This is a genomic window from Mesorhizobium australicum WSM2073, from assembly GCF_000230995.2.
Lineage (GTDB): Bacteria > Pseudomonadota > Alphaproteobacteria > Rhizobiales > Rhizobiaceae > Mesorhizobium > Mesorhizobium australicum.
Genome location: NC_019973.1, coordinates 4,132,204 through 4,150,149 on the forward strand (window position 1 = coordinate 4,132,204; position 17,946 = coordinate 4,150,149).

The 17,946-nt window shown below is 62.2% G+C and carries 13 protein-coding genes; 9 read left to right on the forward strand and 4 right to left on the reverse strand.

What is annotated here, in order from left to right:
* Positions 1–12: 12 nt before the first annotated feature.
* Positions 13–1,017 carry a LysR substrate-binding domain-containing protein gene (locus MESAU_RS19780; RefSeq protein ID WP_245262881.1) on the reverse strand — a complete coding sequence of 335 codons (1,005 nt, stop codon included), beginning with the start codon at positions 1,015–1,017 and terminating at the stop codon, positions 13–15.
* A 156-nt stretch (positions 1,018–1,173) separates the two neighbouring features.
* Here MESAU_RS19780 and MESAU_RS19785 point away from each other — a divergent pair, with 156 nt between their 5' ends.
* The 8 genes from MESAU_RS19785 to MESAU_RS19820 all read left to right on the forward strand — a co-directional run bounded on the left by MESAU_RS19785 (position 1,174) and on the right by MESAU_RS19820 (position 9,732).
* Entirely contained in the window at positions 1,174–2,688 is a 1,515-nt protein-coding gene (locus MESAU_RS19785; RefSeq protein ID WP_015317819.1) for a leucyl aminopeptidase, read from the forward strand.
* 39 nt (positions 2,689–2,727) lie between these two features.
* Positions 2,728–3,633 carry a proline iminopeptidase-family hydrolase gene (locus MESAU_RS19790; RefSeq protein ID WP_015317820.1) on the forward strand — a complete coding sequence of 302 codons (906 nt, stop codon included), beginning with the start codon at positions 2,728–2,730 and terminating at the stop codon, positions 3,631–3,633.
* Between the two features lie 18 nt (positions 3,634–3,651).
* Complete coding sequence (locus MESAU_RS19795) at positions 3,652–5,313, forward strand: ABC transporter substrate-binding protein (RefSeq protein WP_015317821.1); 1,662 nt, start codon at positions 3,652–3,654, stop codon at positions 5,311–5,313.
* Between the two features lie 56 nt (positions 5,314–5,369).
* Positions 5,370–6,386: an ABC transporter permease gene (locus MESAU_RS19800; protein WP_015317822.1), complete on the forward strand. Its 1,017-nt coding sequence runs from the start codon at positions 5,370–5,372 to the stop codon at positions 6,384–6,386.
* Positions 6,386–7,357 (forward strand): ABC transporter permease, encoded by a 972-nt coding sequence (locus MESAU_RS19805; protein WP_015317823.1) that lies wholly within the window; start codon positions 6,386–6,388, stop codon positions 7,355–7,357. Before MESAU_RS19800 ends, MESAU_RS19805 begins: the two co-directional genes overlap by 1 nt.
* Complete coding sequence (locus MESAU_RS19810; RefSeq protein ID WP_015317824.1) at positions 7,354–8,313, forward strand: ABC transporter ATP-binding protein; 960 nt, start codon at positions 7,354–7,356, stop codon at positions 8,311–8,313. The genes MESAU_RS19805 and MESAU_RS19810 overlap by 4 nt, the downstream gene beginning before the upstream one ends.
* A gap of 8 nt (positions 8,314–8,321) precedes the next feature.
* Positions 8,322–9,308, forward strand: coding sequence for an ABC transporter ATP-binding protein (locus MESAU_RS19815; RefSeq protein WP_015317825.1), 987 nt, complete (start codon positions 8,322–8,324; stop codon positions 9,306–9,308).
* 121 nt (positions 9,309–9,429) lie between these two features.
* Entirely contained in the window at positions 9,430–9,732 is a 303-nt protein-coding gene (locus MESAU_RS19820; RefSeq protein WP_015317826.1) for a DUF982 domain-containing protein, read from the forward strand.
* Positions 9,733–9,826: 94 nt separating this feature from the next.
* Here MESAU_RS19820 and MESAU_RS19825 read toward each other — a convergent pair whose 3' ends face one another.
* From MESAU_RS19825 to MESAU_RS19835, 3 genes are all read right to left on the reverse strand, one after another.
* Complete coding sequence (locus MESAU_RS19825) at positions 9,827–11,353, reverse strand: HlyD family type I secretion periplasmic adaptor subunit (protein ID WP_015317827.1); 1,527 nt, start codon at positions 11,351–11,353, stop codon at positions 9,827–9,829.
* A 3-nt stretch (positions 11,354–11,356) separates the two neighbouring features.
* The gene (locus MESAU_RS19830; protein ID WP_015317828.1) at positions 11,357–13,072 is read right to left on the reverse strand and encodes a type I secretion system permease/ATPase; all 1,716 of its coding nucleotides are present in this window, start codon (positions 13,070–13,072) and stop codon (positions 11,357–11,359) included.
* 128 nt (positions 13,073–13,200) lie between these two features.
* Complete coding sequence (locus MESAU_RS19835) at positions 13,201–16,806, reverse strand: DUF5801 repeats-in-toxin domain-containing protein (protein WP_015317829.1); 3,606 nt, start codon at positions 16,804–16,806, stop codon at positions 13,201–13,203.
* Between the two features lie 835 nt (positions 16,807–17,641).
* On the opposite strand from MESAU_RS19835, the gene MESAU_RS19840 reads away from it, so the two are divergent.
* The gene (locus tag MESAU_RS19840; RefSeq protein WP_041163447.1) at positions 17,642–17,878 is read left to right on the forward strand and encodes a beta-propeller fold lactonase family protein; all 237 of its coding nucleotides are present in this window, start codon (positions 17,642–17,644) and stop codon (positions 17,876–17,878) included.
* Positions 17,879–17,946: the final 68 nt, after the last annotated feature.

A 17,946-nucleotide genomic window follows, 5' to 3' on the forward strand; every position in this document is an offset into this window, starting at 1 on the left:
AAGCAAGGCTGCCTAGCCGATGGCCATCACCCGCTTGTGGTCCTCGACTTCGGAAAGCAGCCAATCCTGAAACAGGCCCGTACCCGGCTTGTTGCCGATGCTGCGGCGCTGATGCAGGTAGATGCCGGCCGGGTAGGTATGGCGGGCGCTGAACGGGGCGACCAATTTGCCCTGCTGCAGCAGATCCTGGGCCATCATCGTGTCGGCGAGCGCTATTCCAGCGCCATTGATCGCCTCGCGCATGATCAGCGTACAATCATCCAGCGTCGTGCTGGATTTCGGCGTCGTGTCCAACACGCCTTCCTGCTCCAGCCAGCGCTTCCATCGCATGGTCTCGCATTCGTGAATCAGGTGGTGGTTGACCAAGTCGGCGGGCGATCGCAGCGGCATCGGCCCTTCAAGCAGCGAGGGCGCACAGACCGGCGTCAGGACCAGCGGGATCAGCAGCGTCAGAGCCGGGCCGGCCTTGTAGACGAACTCGTCGACGATGGCCAAATCGAAATTGGCCCGCTTGCCCGATGTCGAGATCTCCAGATCCACGGACGGATGCCGCCGGCGAAAATTCGGTAGCCGGTCCGCCAGCCAAAGGTTCAGGACAGCAGGGACGCACAAAACCCGGACACGCTGGGTCCTGCCGTGGCTTGGGGCCTCGGCGAGACTGACATCATCGGTGGCCCGCCAGATGGCTTCGAATGCTTCGGAGAGGCTGCGTGCGTAATAAGAGCCCCGAATGGTCGGCGTTATCTGCCGAAAGCCGCGCTCGAACAGCTCCTGGCCGAGATTCCGTTCGAGTGCGCGGATGTGACGGCTGATAGCCGAGGGTGTCAGATGCAGCTCTTCGGCTGCGTCCTTGACGCTGCCGAGACGGGCGGCGGCCTCGAAAGCGCGCATGCCATTGAGTGAGGGTAGGGCCATCGGCCGATCATGAATTGCCAGTTGAGTTTTTGTCAATCGATATGGACAAAATTGGCGTTTGATCGCCTGACCCGTTCGGGGATACCCAAGAGGCAAGAGCAATTAAGTCGTCTCAAGAACGACAATTTGGGGACTTCGGCACGATCCAACCAGAGGTGACGGCCGGTTTGACCGGTTTCCACCGGTGGCGGGAGAAGCCTTGCGCAAACTGCAAGCCGCGCCTGGGCCAAAGCCCCGCAAAGAGGAGAACGCCTACCTATGCCTCAATCGCCAGTGCCGGTCTTTGAAACGGCGGACGAGATTTCCGCGGGAACCTCCGTCGTCGTGATCTTGCAGGCCGCTCAAACCGGCTTTGGCCCGCGGGCAACGGCCCTGGACACCGAAACGGGCGGGATCCTCTCCCGGGCCTGTGCGGATGCGGCTGCCTTGGCTCAATCCGGCGCCTGTATCGATGTCATCGCCCCCCAGGCGGTATCGGCGCGGCGCGTGATTGTCCTGGCCATGGGCAAGGCCGGGGCCGTCACCGCACTCTCCTTGGCGCGTGCCGGCGGCCTGCTTGCCGCGCATCTGGAGGGCAAAGGGGAATGCGCGGCCACCCTGGTCCTGGACCCCATTGCCGGCATAAGTCTGCCGGGAGCGGAAATCCTGGCAAGAGTCGCGCTTGGCATGCGGCTGCGGCGCTATCGTTTCGACATGCGCAACCGGCGCCAAGGGGCGGGGGCCGATCGGACCCTGCGGGTGCAACTGGTCGGGGCCGGCGGTCCGGAGCTGAATTCAGCATTGGCGCGGATCAATGCCATCGCGGATGGCGTCGAATATGCGCGCACACTGGTCAACCTGCCGCCGAACCATCTCCATCCCGACAATTTCCACGATCACCTGGAGCCTCTGCGCGAAGCCGGCATCGACGTCGAGATACTCGATACGGTGAAGCTCAGGGAATTCGGCATGAACGCGATCCTGGCCGTGGGTGCGGGTTCGGTGCGGCCGCCACGGGTCGCCGTCCTGCGCTATCGCGGCAAGGGCGCCCCCGCGCAGCCGCTGGCGTTCGTCGGCAAGGGTGTCTGTTTTGATTCCGGCGGTCTCTGCATAAAGCGCGGCGAGCAGATGTTCGATATGAAGGCCGACATGGGCGGTGCGGCCGCCGTGGTCGGCCTGCTGATCGCCCTGGCCCGGCAAGGCAGCCCGGTGCACGCCGTCGGTGTGCTCGGCATTGCCGAGAACATGCCGTCAGGCACCGCGCTCAAGCCGCGCGACATCATCACGACAGCGTCCGGGCAAACCGTGGAAGTGTTCGACACGGATGCGGAAGGCCGCCTGATCCTGGCCGACTGCCTCTATTATGCCGCTTCGCGCTTCAATCCGTCGGTGATCGTCGACCTCGCCACCTTGACCTATTCGGTGATGCGCGGTCTTGGATCGGTATTCGCCGGTCTCTTCAGCACCGACGATGCCATCGCCTCGCGGATGATCACGGCCGGAGAAATAGTCGGCGAGCGGTTCTGGCAGCTGCCGCTCGACCGGGCTTATGACGAGGGCCTGCAATCGCCGTTCGCGGACCTGCGACATCACGCCAAGGACATGGAAGACGGCGATGCTCCTTACGCGGCGGCGTTCCTGCGACACTTCACGGAAGACCGCCCCTGGGTGCATCTCGACATCGCCGGCAAGGAACTGACCGAGAAGGATCAGCCCCTGGGCCGGGAAGGCGCTACCGCATTCGGCGTGCAGATGCTGGAAGAATGGGTTCGCGCCAGCCGAGTTGCAAACTAGGTGACCAGCGGCATGCCTTCAAACATTCAGGAGATCGGGATGTCATCGGAGATCGTCACCGGGGAGGGACGTGCCGGCTTCGGCGGCTACGAAACCTGGTATCGCGTCAGCGGTAACCTCGATGCCGACAAGGCTCCGATCGTCATTTTGCATGGCGGGCCGGGCGCCGCCCACAATTACGTCGATGCCTACAAGCTTCTTGCCCGAAGAGGCCGCGCCGTCATCCACTACGACCAACTGGGCTGCGGTAACTCCACCTTGCTGCCGGACAAAGGCGCCGATTTCTGGACACCCAGGCTGTTCATCGACGAGCTTGAAAACCTTGTCGACCATCTCGGCATCCGCGGCGGCTTCCACGTGCTCGGACAGAGCTGGGGCGGCATGTTGGGCGCCGAGTATGGGGTGACGCGGCCGAAGGGCCTGAAGTCGCTGACCATCGCCAACTCGCCGGCGTCCATGAAGCTCTGGGTAGAGGAGGCCAACCGGCTGCGCGCCGACCTGCCCATGGACGTACAGGAGACGCTGACCCGGCACGAACAGGCTGGCACGACGGATCATCCGGACTACCAGCAAGCGACGATGGTGTTCTACGAGCGGCATGTCTGCCGGATCGTTCCGTTCCCGGCCGAAGTGACCGAGACCTTCGCCCAGGTCGTGCGCAATCCGACCGTTTACAACGTCATGAACGGGCCGAACGAGTTCCATGTCATCGGTACGCTGAAGAACTGGAGCATCATCGATCAGCTGCCCGCCGTCGATGTTCCGACGCTGATCATTTCCGGCCGTTACGACGAAGCCACGCCCGCGACCGTGCAGCCGTTCAAGGACGGCATCGAGGGATCGCGCTGGCAGGTATTCGAGCATTCCAGCCATATGCCGCATGTCGAAGAGCAGGATCTATGCATGCGGGTGGTGGGAGACTTCCTGGACGACAACGACAACTGAAAAAAGGGGAACTGCGACATGAAGAAACTGCTCTTGGCGGCGTCAGCCGCGGCATTGCTGGCCGGCTCGTGGCTGGCTCCGGCACAGGCCGAATACCTCAAGGAACATCGCGGCGGCACTATTCGCCTGCTGGCCCGCTCGGCCGCCGGAACGCTCGATCCGCACATCAATTACACCGACCAGGGCTGGCAGATGTATCAGCCGATCTATGACGGCCTGGTCGCCTTCCGCAAGGCCGAGGGCATGGACGGCTTCACCATCGTCCCCGATCTGGCCGAGGCGCTGCCCGAGGTGACCAATGACGGCAAGACCTTCACCTTCAAACTGCGCAAGGGCGTCAAGTTCTCCGACGGCAAGGATCTCGGCGTGAAGGACGTCGTTGCTTCCTTCCAGCGCATCTTCAAGGTCTCCGGACCGACCTCCGGCACCTTCTATGCCGGCATCGTCGGCGCCGACAAATGCCTTGCCGAAACCAAGAGCTGCACGCTGGAAGGCGGCGTTGTCGGCGACGAAGCGGCAGGCACCATTACGTTGAATCTCACCAAGCCGGACGCCGAGATCCTCTACAAGCTTGCGTTGCCGCATGCCGTGGTCCTGCCGGCGGACACGCCTGCGGAAGACATGGGCTCCAAGCCCATCCCCAGCACCGGCGCCTACATGATCTCCGCCTTCGATCCCAACAAGGGCATGACGGTGACCCGCAACCCCAATTTCAAGCAATGGAGCGAGGACGCCCAGCCGGACGGCTATCCTGATGTCGTCCAGTATGATTTCGGCCTCTCCGAGGAAGCTGCCGTCACCGCGATCCAGAACGGGGAAGCCGACTGGATGTTCGACGCGCTGCCCAGCGATCGTCTCGGCGAACTTGGTACCAAGGCCATGGACCAGTTGCATATCTCGCCGCTCTCCGCCTGGTGGTATGCGCCGCTCAACAACCGGCTGGCGCCGTTCGACAATGAAAAGGCGCGCCAGGCCGTTGCCTACGCGGTCGACCGCAACACTCTGGTCAAGCTGTTCGGCGGCAAGGTGCTGGCCTCGCCGGTGTGTCAGGTCCTGCCTCCTGATTTCCCCGGCCACGAAGACTACTGCCCCTTCACCAAGAACCCCGGCGCCAAGTGGTCGGCGCCTGACCTCGACAAGGCAAAGCAGCTCGTCGAGGAATCGGGCACCAAGGGCCAGAAGGTGACCATCATCGTCGAGGACACGGCCATTTCCCGCTCCATCGGCGTCTATCTGCAGAGCGTGCTGACCACCATCGGCTATGTCGCCGACGTCAAGCCGATCTCGTCGAACATCCAGTTCACCTACATCCAGAACACCAACAACAAAGTGCAGATGTCCGTTACCCAATGGTACAAGGACTATCCCGCGGCTTCGGACTTCCTGAACATCCTGTTCAGCTGCGCATCTTTCCGTGAAGGTTCGGACGCTTCGATCAACATCGCCGGCTTCTGCGACAAGGATATCGACGCCAAAATGCAGAAGGCATTGGACCTCGGTGTGACCGACCAGAAAGCCGCCGACAAAATGTGGGCCGAAATCGACAGGCAAGTCACGGACAAGGCACCGGCCGTCGGCCTCTTTACGCCGAAGCGGCTTGACTTCGTCAGCAAGCGCGTGGGCAATTTCAAGTTCAACCGGCAGTTCAACTGGATGATCACCCAGTCGTGGGTACAGTAATGGCCTGGGTACAGTAATGGCCTGGATGCAGTAACGAACCGCGGAGGGGCACGTCCGTGTCGTACCAAGTCGCTGCCGTGCCGCGCAAAACACGAGGGCCCTGGGCCGTCGCGTTTGCGAAGCTGGCAAGAAACAGGGCCGCCATGGCGTCCCTGGCCGTGTTCCTCGTCATCGTCCTTGCCTGTCTCAGTGCGCCTCTCTACGCGAAATGGGCAGGTACAGACCCCTTCGCCTCGACGCTCGACGCCGTCATCCAGATCGACGGCGCCGATGTTCCGGTGATGGAACAATCGACAGAGGGGCTCGGGCTTGGCTACACGCCGCTCGGCCCGACCTGGCGGGTCGGCAACTATTTCCTCGGTGCCGACAGCCAAGGGCGCGATGTCATGGCCCGGATGCTCTATGGCGGGCTGAGCTCGCTGCTGATCTCCGGGGCCGCGACCATCTTCACGCTGGTCCTCGGCACGGCGGCGGGATTGATCGCGGGGTATTTCGGCGGCGTTACCGACACGGTTCTGTCGCGCTTGCTGGATGTGCTCTGGGCATTTCCGATCTATCTCCTGGCGATTTCGCTTTCCATCGTCACAATTTCGCAGGGCATCTCGATCGGACCGATCGAGATCGAGTCCGGCAGCCTGTGGTTGCCGGTCATCATCATCGGTATCGTCTATATACCCTATGTGGCGCGTCCGATCCGGGGGCAGGTTCTGTCGCTGCGGCACAGCGAGTTCGTGCTGGCCGCGATCAATCTGGGCGTACCGGGATGGCGAATATTGTGGCGCGACATCCTGCCCAACATCACCACCACCCTCATCGTGTTCATACCGCTGATGATGGCGCTGAACATGCTTACCGAATCGGCGCTCTCCTTCCTCTCGATTGGCGTCCAGCCGCCCGCGGCGAGCTGGGGAACCATCATCCAGGACGGGCAGGCGCTGCTTTACACCAGGCCACTCGTGGCGCTGGTGCCAGGCCTGGCGATCGCGATTTCGGTCATGACCCTCAATGTCTTCGGCGACGGCCTGCGCGACGCGCTCGACCCGCGCTCGAAGGTTCGGCTGGGGCGCGACTGATGATCTACGCCATCCTGCGCCGTTTCGGTCAGATGCTGTTCGTGATGTTCGGCATCTCGGTCATCGTCTTCCTGATTTTCTTCGCCACACCGGGCGCCGACCCGGCGGCCCGTATCGCCGGCCGCAATGCATCGCCCGAAGTGCTCGAGGCGGTACGCCACAGCTTCGGCTTCGACCGGCCGCTCTACGTGCAATACGTGACCATGATGGAGAAGATCTTCGTCACGGGCGATCTGACTTCCTTCGTCAATCGCGGCTGGAAGGTGGTGCCGGCGGTGATGGATTCGATCCCGGTCACGCTTTCGTTGGTATTCGGCGCGGCGATCCTGTGGGTGGTGGTGTCCATCATCATCGGCATCGTCGCCGCCGCAACCCGCGACAGCTGGCTCGACAAGCTTCTGATGGCGTTGGGCTTGCTCGGCATTTCCATGCCGGTCTACTGGCTGGGCGAGGTGATGAACCTGATCACCCAGAGCCGCTATCACGACAGCTGGGCATTTTCCTGGGTGCCGCCGCTTGGCTACAAGAATTTTTCCGACGATCCGAAAGGCTGGTTCCTGACGCTGGTCATACCCTGGATCACGCTCGCCATCCTCTACATCGGCATTTACGGGCGGGTCTTGCGCGCGGCGATCATCGAATCCCTGCAGGAAGATTATATCCGCACGGCCCGCGCCAAGGGCCTTTCGGAGACCCGCATCCTGCTGCGCCATGCCTTGCGCACGTCGCTCATCGCCTTCGTCACCTTGTTCGGTCTCGACTTCGGCGCACTGGTGGGCGGCTCGGCCCTCCTGACCGAAGTGGTGTTCGGGCTGCACGGCATCGGCAAGCTCACCTATGACGCGCTGCAGAACCTCGATCTGCCAATGATCATGGCGACGGTGATGTACGCTTCCATGTTCGTGGTGGTCGCCAACGCGGTCGTCGATTTCGTCTACATCCTTCTTGATCCGCGCCTGAGGACATCATGATATTGTCGGTGCGTGATCTCCGTGTATCCTTCCGGACCGATGATGGCCTGGTGAGGGCCATCGATGGCGTTTCCTTCGACCTCGCGGAAAGCGAAATTCTCGGTGTCGTCGGCGAGTCCGGCTCCGGCAAGACCGTGTCGCTGCTTGCGGTGATGGGGCTTATCACCGATCCCAACGCCATCATCGAAGGCTCGATCCGCTACAAGGGTCGCGAGTTGGTCGGATTGCCACCGCGCGAACTGAGGCGCCTGCGAGGCAACGAGATCGCAATGATCTTTCAGGATCCGATGACGGCGCTGACGCCGGTCTACACCATCGGCTGGCAGATCGCCGAACAGATCCGCGCGCATCGCAACGTCAGCAAAACCAAAGCCATGGAGCGCGTGGAGGAACTGCTGGCGGAGGTGAATTTCCCCAATCCGCACGAAGCAATGTCGCGCTATCCGCACCAGCTCTCCGGCGGCATGCGCCAACGGGCGGTGATCGCGATGGCGCTGTCCTGCAACCCGGCGCTGCTGGTGGCGGACGAGCCGACCACGGCGCTCGACGTCACGGTGCAGGCCGGCATTCTCGATCTCGTGCGCAAGCTGCGCGCCACGCACAAATCGGCGGTGGTCTTCATCACCCATGACATGGGCGTGGTCTCCGAACTCGCAGACCGGGTCATGGTCATGTATGCGGGCCGCATCGTGGAACGCGGCAGCCGCACGGAGCTGTTCTCCGACCCGCGACACCCCTATACGCGTGCATTGCTTGGTTCGATCCCGCCGCTGACCGGTGCCAAACCCCGCCGCCTGCCGGCCATTCCCGGGTCTCCGCCATCGCTGCTGCGATTGCCGCAAGGCTGCGCTTTCGGCCCGCGTTGCCCCGTCGGGTACGAGCCCTGCCTAACCGGCAAGCCCGAGCTTGGCGCCGCCCCGCACGCGGCGGCCTGTTTCCGGGTGGCGCAGACATGAGCGGACCGATGATCGACAAAGACCGTCCAATCCTCGAAACGCGCGGGCTCGGCAAACGCTTCTCGATCGGCAGCCGTTTTTCCGCGGAGGGCAGGCGAACCGTCCAGGCGGTCGACAATGTCTCCCTGACAGTGCGGCGCGGCGAAACTGTTGGATTGGTCGGCGAGTCCGGATGCGGCAAGTCCACGCTGGCGCGATGCCTGGTCAGGCTCTACGACATTTCGGACGGCAAGCTCCTGTTCGAAGGCGACGACATCACCTCGAAATCGCTGTCTGAACTGAGGCCGCTGCGGCGGCGCCTGCAAATGGTCTTCCAGGACCCGTCGGCCTCGCTCAATCCGCGCCGGCGCGTCGGCGACCTGGTGGCCGAACCGCTGCGCATCCATGGCAGGCTTTCATCGCGCGAGATCGCCAGCCGCGTCGCGGAACTCTTCGACCTCGTCGGACTGTTGCCGGACCATGTCATGCGCTTTCCCCATGAATTCTCGGGCGGGCAGCGCCAGCGTGTCGGCATTGCGCGCGCCATCGCCCTGAATCCCGATCTCGTCGTTCTCGACGAACCGGTCTCCGCGCTCGACGTGTCCGTACAGGCGCAGATCGTCAACCTGCTTGCCGATCTCCAGGAGAAGTTGGACCTCACCTATGTCTTTATCGCCCACGACCTGTCCGTGGTGCGTCAGGTCTCGACCCGCATCGCGGTCATGTATCTCGGCTCCATCGTCGAGGAAGGACCGGCGGAAGAGGTATTTTCAGCCCCGGCCCACCCTTACAGCCAGGCGTTGATCTCGGCCGTTCCCGTCGTGCAGGCGACGCCCACTGGGACGCGCAAGCGTATCATTCTGACAGGCGACGTACCGAGCCCGCTCAACCCGCCATCCGGCTGCCGTTTCCACCCCCGATGCCCAATCGCGGTTGAGCGCTGCCGTTCGGAACGGCCGGAGCTGAGGGAGCACCAATCCGGCCGCAAAGCGGCTTGCCACTTCCCGACGGTATAGCCGACCTCATTCCGATCGCCAGAATCTTTTAAAAAATTCTGTTTTCCGTATGGAACAAATCACCAGGCGGGGCGTTTCATACGGTTCGATCGAGCGCATCTCGATCGACCGGGAGGAAACAATGGACTACCTGCATTTCTTTGCGCCCGTGCGGATATCGCGCGGGCAGGGGCATCCTGTAGAAGAAGTGGATAGTGTCGCCGAGGCGATGGTTTTCTTGCGTAAATGGCCGACGGGACGACGTGGGCCAGTGTATCAGTGCGCGCTGAATTGCTGCTCGGCTGCCCTGTCGGGACAGATGTCGGCGGAGGAAGCCAGAAAGGCGTTCACCGGATTTGCCCGGATCACGCGGCTTCTCGACGATGACATGGCACTGCCGATGGGCAGCGACAGCATGGCGAGCATACACGCGCTGCGGCGATAGCCGCCACGCCCCTCTGCCTCTGGTGGATCGCGCCCCTTACGGGCGCGATGGAGGTTATGCTTGACCCTCGGGGCAGGTCGGTGGGTATCGCTTCTCAATTCTCCCTGAACCCACGATTGAGCGAATCGCGAACCGGCGCCAACATATAGTCCAGCAGCGTGTGCTCGCCGGTCAGGATCATGACTTCCGCCGGCATGCCGGGCGATAGATGGATGTCATGCAGATCCCTGAGATCGGCCGCGTCGATCTTGACCTTGGCAAGGAAATAAGGCTCTCCGGTTCTCTCGTCCGTCAGCCGGTCAGCCGAAATCGAGGTCAGCAGGCCATGGATTTGCGGCAGGTGTCTGGTTGGATAGGCCGACAGCACCACACGGGCCGGCATGTCCGGATGCACCACGTCGATATCCGTGGGCTTGATGCGGGAATCGATGATCAGATTGGCCTCGTTCGGGACGATGTCGAGAAGCGCCTGACCGCTGGAGATCACGCCCGATTCCGTTGTTACGCGCAGGTTCATCACCGTTCCGGCGATTGGCGCGACGATGTCCGTCCTCGCCAGCACGTCCTGGCGCGAAGGCAATTGGCTGCGCAATTCGGCGAGATCCGTGCGCGCTTTGGCAAGATCCTCGTTGGCGCTCTCGCTATCCTGCTGACGCAGGTTGAGGAGTTGGAACTGGGTCTCGCCGATCTGCTGATCGTTCTTCGCTATCTGCGCCCGGTTCGATGCCTGGTTGGCTCGAATGTCGGCCTGGGAGCGCTGAAGCGCCAATATCCGCGGCAGGCGTTCGAGGCCCTTCCTGTACATCTCCTGCGCGGAGGCGATCTCCTGGTCGATCAGGCCGAGTTGCTCGGCCTCGGCCGCCATGACATCCCTCGCTCCCGTGCTTTGCTCTTCGATCTGCGCGATGCGCTTGTTGAGGATCTGTGTGCGGCCTTGGCGGGTTGCGAGGCGGCTGTCGAGCAGCGCCTGTTCTTCGGCGACCACCTTTCGCGCGCTCTCGCTGTCGATCGAGGTCAGCTCCTTGGGGAAGGAGATCCGGTCCCGACCGGCAAGTTCCGAAACAAGTCGCGCCTCGGTCGCCAGCAGGCGAACATAGCGCCCCTCCAGCTCGTCATATCGCCCTTGCGCATCGGTCGTCTTCAGGCTGATAAGCACTTGGCCGACGCTGACTTTATCGCCCTCCTTAACGTGGATCGCGCCGATGATGCCGCCCTCCAGATGCTGGATGGTCTTACGATAACCTTCGGGGCTGACGACGCCGTTGGCAACGACAGCGCTCGCCAGCAGGGCGACGCTTGACCAAGCAGCGGTGCCGCCTACGAAAAGGATGGCCGAAGCGTAGCCCAGCATTCGCGCCGGCCGCGTCCGCAGCTTCAGATTGCGCCTGCTGGCACGGTAGGCGCGCGAGCGTCGCCGGAGCAATCCCGCAATCAAGAGCAGGAAGAGCGCGCCAGCCACCGCCAGCAACATTATGCGAGACGGCGTGTCGGTCCCATCCAACCAAACCGATACCGCTGTGCTGAGGTCGTTGGCGGAGGCGGTCAGCCTGTCGGTGAGTTCGTGCAAGCTGTCCGTCAGCCGGTTCAGCGTCGTCGAGAAGTCGCCAAATCGATCGCTCATGGCTCACTCCGCTGCGTTCAGTTTCGTTGCCGCGTTGGCAACAAGCTTTTCCCGCAAGGCCGCCGGAACCGGAATGCGCCTGGGCGGTCCGCCGAGCGCGCCGAGCACCTCGTCGCGCGTGCCGAACATCGAAACCGATCCGTCATGGAGGAAGACGACATGATCGGCGGTGCGCAGGAGATTGGTCTGGTGGCTGACGAGAATGACAGTGCGGCCCCGCTCCTTCAGTTGCTGGAGCACGTTGAACAGCGCCACTTCGCCTTCACCGTCCAGGCCGGTGTTCGGTTCGTCGAGAACGATCAGCTGCGGATCGCCGAACAGTGCCCGGGCCAGCGCGATACGCTGGCGCTGGCCGCGCGAAATGCGAGCGCCATGCGGTCCCACTTCGGTCCGGTAGCCGTTCGGCAGCCGCAGGATCATATCATGGATGCCGGCAAGCTGCGCCGCGGCGATGACCGCGTCGCTGTCGACGTCACGCAGGCGCGCGATGTTCTCGCCGATCGTTCCGGGGAACAGCTCGACCTGCTGCGGCAGATAGCCGAGATGCATGCCAAGTTCGTCCGAAGGCCAGTTGCACACCTCCGCGCCATCCAGCCTGACATGGCCGAGCGAAGGCCGCAGCGCGCCGACGATAAGACGACAGAGCGTGGTCTTGCCGGAACCGGACTGGCCGATCACACCGCAGGTCTGGCCCGGCTCAACGCCGAAGCTTATGGCATTGACAAGCGCCTGGGACGTTCCCGGCGCGCAGTAATGCAGGTTCTCGAGCTTCAGCCTGCCTTGTGGGCGGGGCAATGTGACGCCAACCGTTTGCATCGATCTGGTGTCGGCGAAAAGCTTCGTGAGATTGCGGCGCGCGGTTCGCGCGCTGACCAGGCCGCGCCAGGCGCCGATAGAGCGCTCGATCGGCGCCAACGCGCGGCTGAGCAGGATCGAGGCCGCAATCATCGAGCCTGGCGTCAGCTCGCGACGCAGGACGAGATAGGCGCCGAGCCCGAGCACCGCCACTTGGAGCGCTAGGCGAAGCGAACGCGACAAGCTGCCGATGACGGTGGTGCGCCGCAGGAGCCGGGTCTGGATATCCATCAGCGACTGCTGGTTTTCCTCCCAGCGCCGCAGCGCCGGCTCGGACATGCCGAGCGAGCGCAATGTCTCGGCGCCGTCGATGAACTGCCCGACGGCGGTCTGGCTGCGGCGCAGTCCGGCCGCGGCCTCCTGGCTCTTGCGGCGGGTGAGGAAATCATTGGCGAGCGCAGCACAGAACAAAAGCACGGCGCCGGCAAGACCGACCACGCCCAGCGCGGGATGCAGCAACCACATGAACGCCAGGAAGACCGGTGTCCATGGCGCGTCGAGAAAGGTCAGGATGCCGTCGCCGGCGATGAAACCGCGCAGGTCCGCTACGTCCTTCAGCCCGGCTTCGAGGCTGCTGCCGGCGAGCCGCGCGTCCATGGCGCGTTCGATCACCGGAACGCTGAGCTGGTCGTCCAGCCATTGGCTGATATGCCCCAGCATCATACGGCGGGCGTGTTCCAGCATGCCGTAGACGGCGATGGCGCCGACAACGGCCAATGTGAGCCAGAACAATGTGTCGATGGAACCGCTCGACAGTACCCGGTCGTAGATTTGCAGCATGTAAACGGTGCTGGCGAGCAGGAGAAGATTGGAGACCAGGCTGAAGAGGAGGAGGGCGGGGACCTGGTGGCGTGCCAGATGCATTACCTCCTGGAATTGCGGTCTTGGCTGCATCACGGATTTCCCACTTCGATGCTACTGCGAGTGCCCGGGCGCTCAGCTGGGGCGTGGCGGGTGGGGGCAGCAGCAGCTGCTGCCCCCGTAGTTGACCGTCAGGCGATGTCGACGTGGATGAACTGCACGTTGGTCATGTCGCCGTCCGCGTCCGCCACTTGGACGCCGAAGTCGAGGTGCGCGTCCGGTGTCGTGGTCTGGGTCGAGGTGAAGCCGAGGTCGACGATCTTCAGCACATCGTTGTCGGTCGCGTCCCAGTTCACCAGTGTGTTCTGGGAGCTACCACCACCAGAGCCAATCGCCCGTTGCAGGTCGATCGCAGTGTTGTCGCCTGTGATCCCGTTGCCGGATTGCATGATCTGGGCACCTTGGATCACCCAGTTCTCGCCGGCAGCGTTGTAGTCGTTCTTTTCGATGATCACGAGGCCGTCGTTGTTATCGAGCGGGAAGTCCGCCGCGTAGGCGGCAGGCACCTGCCCAGTCTTGTAGATATCGGCGTTGGAGATGTAGACCGCCTTGGAGGTGTGCACCGAACTGTCGGTGCTGCTGACCAGTTGAAGAATGACCATCAGGTCCTCGCTGCTGCCGATGCCGTCGAACTTGATCGCCATGTCGCTGGCCGCCTGGGTGGGAATGGTGTCCTCGGTGGCGATGCCGGGACTGTGGTCGAAGAACCGCAGCGTCAGCAATTCGCCCTTCTGGATGGTGTCACCAGCAACCCCGTTCGTACTCTGTGTGGCAGACACCCAATCCTCGTGGCTGTTTGTGACCAGGTCGCCGGGGTTCCACTGGGTGTCGGTAGGTGTCGCGCCGACCCCGTCACTGTCGCCGGTCGTGTTAAGCCCGAACTTAATGGTGTTGGTGGTCGAGTTCGCCGTGAACTGCACGAAGAAGTCACGGTCGGTCGTCTCCGGTGTACTGTCCGCCTCGAAGAGCTTCTCCACCACGATATTCGGGTGGCCGGTATTGCCCGTAGGCTCCTTGGATAGAAGCTCACTGGTGTGAAGAATGTCTTTGGTGAAGCCCTCCACCGCGTCGTTCAAGTTGATGGTGTAGGTGTCATTATCTTTGTCGAAGACAAGGGTGCCGCCCGCCGTTGCCGGGGGGTCGGCGGCCGAGTTGGGGTCGCTGTCGTAAGTGATTTGCCAGTTGAACGATGCCTGATGGGCGTCTTCCGACTGGAGCGTCGCGAACGAGCTGATGAACGGAGTCGCGCCTGGTGCAAGGCCGGTGAGGTTACCACCAAGGCTGAGCTGGATGCCGGAGAGCACGCTGTCCTGGTCGACAAAGTCCGAACCGCCACCCGTGTAGAAGGCAGCCGGATGAGCATCCGCGCCAACGTCGTAGCCAAAGGCTCCTATGGCTGATGCGCTGGTCGTATTGGCCAGAGTCTCGGGGGTGCCGGCAGTGCCGGTCTGGTCGCCGTCGAACGGCACGGTGATCGTCGGAGCATCGTCCTTGAAGATGAGACTCGTGCCGATGTTGACGGTGTCAGAATCCTGATCGCCGTCGCCATCCGTGATGGTTGCCGTCAACGTGATGAGATCATCGGACGTCAATGTTGTTTGCTGATCCGGCCCGGTGTCCGGCGAATGAATGATGGCGCGCTCCTGATCGAGTGTGACGTTACCGTCAATATCCACGCTAACCGTGAACACGACGGCGCCACCGGCTGAGCCGGCACGACCGACCACGGCGCCGCTTTCGACGAAAAGCAGGACGGACTGGCCGCTTAAGGTATCGATCAGGCCGCTGTCGTTCGTGACCAGATTTATTCCGAGCGCATAGCTGATGTCACCACCATCTGCACCGGCATTCGACTGGAAGGCGGCAGAGAAATCGCCGCTTTTGTCGCCCAGGCTGGACTCGTCAACCGTGATCGTCGGCTTGGTGCCGTCCCCCGTGACGCTCGGGCCGTCATCCCTGATCTGTACCTTATCGCCGATGGCGACGCTGGTGTCGCTGCTGTCTCCGTCGCTGTCGACGGCATGGAGCTTGGCGACCAGCGCGCTGTCGAGCATTGTCTGCACGTCGTCCGCGTCGCCGGGATTCGAGTGGGCAATCGCCAAGTACTGCGCGATGCTGAGAATGCCGTTCTGGTCGATCGAGATAGCGAGCGCGATCGGGTCGCTGGCGACGCTGCCGTCATTGCCGACATCAACCCGGCCTATCACGAGGCCATTCTCGACATTAAGCAGGATATTATGGCCATCAAGCGAATCAAAGCCGGAGTCAGCGTTTGGCCCGCTGACGCCAAGCGACAGCGTCTCTGTGCCAGGTGCGTCCGCGCCGAAGTTCGAGTTAGGCGTGACAGCGGCGGAAGCGCTGGACGCCCAGCCAATAGCCGAGCCAAGCGCCACGAAGGCGGCGGGCAGGGAGCCGAGCGGCTGGTCATCGGAGTTGAGGTCGACACCGGATGTCTCGTCCTGCAGCAGCGTGGCCGTTTCCTCGATCAAACTGGCCGCCGGGCCGTCGTCGTCGAAGTTGATAAAGGAGCCGACTTGTTCGGTGTAGGCGTTGGTTGATTGTCCACCAAAGTGAACTTCCTTCACATCGAAATAATCTTTCTGCGTATCGATGTTCTTGATGGTGAAGCGGTCAAAGGTAGCGTCTGCAGTGAAATCGACCGTCACGCCCTCGCCGACATCATGAAGGATCAGTCCAGGGCCGCTGTCATTAATGGTGATGCCCAGGGCTGCGGCCGTGGTTGTGACGCCGTTCAGTTTGAAGGTCACCGCGGAGATATTTATCTCTGCATCATTGTCATCGCCGGGCAACGCGGCGCCTTCCGCGTTGTCGTTATTGTTGTAGGCGTGGATCTCGATATCGGCCTTGGTATTGGTAGGTGTGGACTGCGAGACCGAAAAACCGGCGCTGATGACAGTTTCGATGTGGCTGCCGTAGTCTGGCGCGAGCGGCGAGTTGGTGAAGTTCTTGCCCGCGCTCTGGGTGCCACCATTGATGAGGTCAATCTGTAGCTCGCGGCCAAAGCGCACGTCCTGGGATGAGACACCCAGGCCTTGCGTGCTGATGTTGACTTCGGCTTGCACGCCATTGTCGTGAGCAGTGACGAGAATCTTCTGTGAGCTCGCCGCATCGGCGTCGAGAATGTACCATTTGTTGTGTCCGGGAGGGGCATCGCCAAGTTGGCTGAAATTGACGACGGTGGTTCCCGAGACCGATGCGAACACCTTGCCGGTCAGATCGATGCGGTCGTCTGGGTCGGCCGGGTTCAGATGGAGCAACGGCACATACTGAACCAGGTAGAGGTCCGCACTCGCGCCGGTGCCATCCAGCCCGAACGAGAAGGCGAGCGGGCCGTTCGCGTCTGGCGCGATGACCAGACTAGAGGTCCCAATGACGCCGATCACTACATTTGGGTGCCCCACGGCTTGGAATAGCCAGACATAATTGCCGTCGGCCGTCTGAATGCCGCTGTTCACACCGACGGTGGTGGAAAACGGGGTTCCGGAGGCGTTCTGCGTAAGAACGACTGAGTCGATGGTTTCCCCCGCGCTCGCCGAGGCCACCACGAAGTTGGACTGGAAGGCGACCTGCGGTGAGGCCAGCCCCCCCGCTCCGTCGCGGCTGAGGAGATATAGCAACGTGCCATTGCTGTTGCCGGTCGGGTCTATTTCACTGGGCTGCTGAAGGCCGGTCGTTTCGTCGATGATGATGTCTTGGGCGAGGATGTCGAGTGCCATCGGAATTCTCCCTGGTTATTGCGGCAGGCCCAAATCGGCCCCAACGCCGACAACCAGCCGCATGGGCGCGCATCCGCCGGTACGGCCGGCGCTACGCGTCCTCGTTAAAGAAAGTGGAGTGGTGGAATGGATCGGGGGTAGGGCGTCGAGGGCGTTCCAAGCCCTTCGCTCATGCCCCGGTCAGGCGTTCCCGCGCGGACGTGTCCTGCGCGCGTGGATCATCCGCAGCCGGCGGATGCTATCAGGCAACAAATAGGCCATGATGATGACCCCCCTCCCTTGGCACGCACGGATGTGCATGCCGTCCTCCTTTTATTAGCAATAGCTAAAAAGCTACTCCAATTTGTGGATAATTCAATATGCCTATTGCATTTTTGAAACTAATATGAATCTAAACCGATTCAAACGAGCATCGAACAGCCGTGAATCGCGGCAATGCTCGCCCGCCAAGTGTTTGAAATACAAAGAGAATGCAGTAGATTACAGGCTTTCCAAGCTGTTCGGTGATCAACACTGACCAGCCTCGGCAGAGAGCAACTAAAATCAAACATGCTGGAAGCAAAATTCGCTATGGATTGGACGGATCGGTATTGCCGGTTCTTCCGTCGCCAGTTGACGGCCCGCAGGCGAAGATCGACGTGGCCGATCCTCAGGTCGTCAATGAACTCCTATTCTCGCCCAACCTCTCCATCAATGAAACTGGCGCTCTCGATTCTGCTGCTTCTGTTGGTCCCGGGACGGTGACCGCCTCGACACCACGTCTCGTGCAGAGACCGGCAAGGTCGAGTTCGAGGTCCCCGGCATCCGCAGCGAGGGCGTCCAGGTCGACATCGAAATGGCACGCGACGGCGCCACTGCCTATGTCGCGCTCGGTTCGGCCAACCGGGTGGCCGAAGTGGATGCCAAGACGCTGGCGGTGCGCCGCCTCTATCTCGTCGGCCAGCGGCCGTGGCACTTGGCGCTGTCCGATGACCAGAAGCGCCTGGTCAGCGCTAAGGGCAATTCCGGCGACATCTCGTTCATCGATCTGGAGAATGAGGAGGTGGTGAAGTCGGTGGTGATCGGTCCATGAAGGCGCTGTCGCTCGAGGGCCGTTCAGTTCGGCGGTCGAACTGATACGCTTCACGCTCTATCTACGCT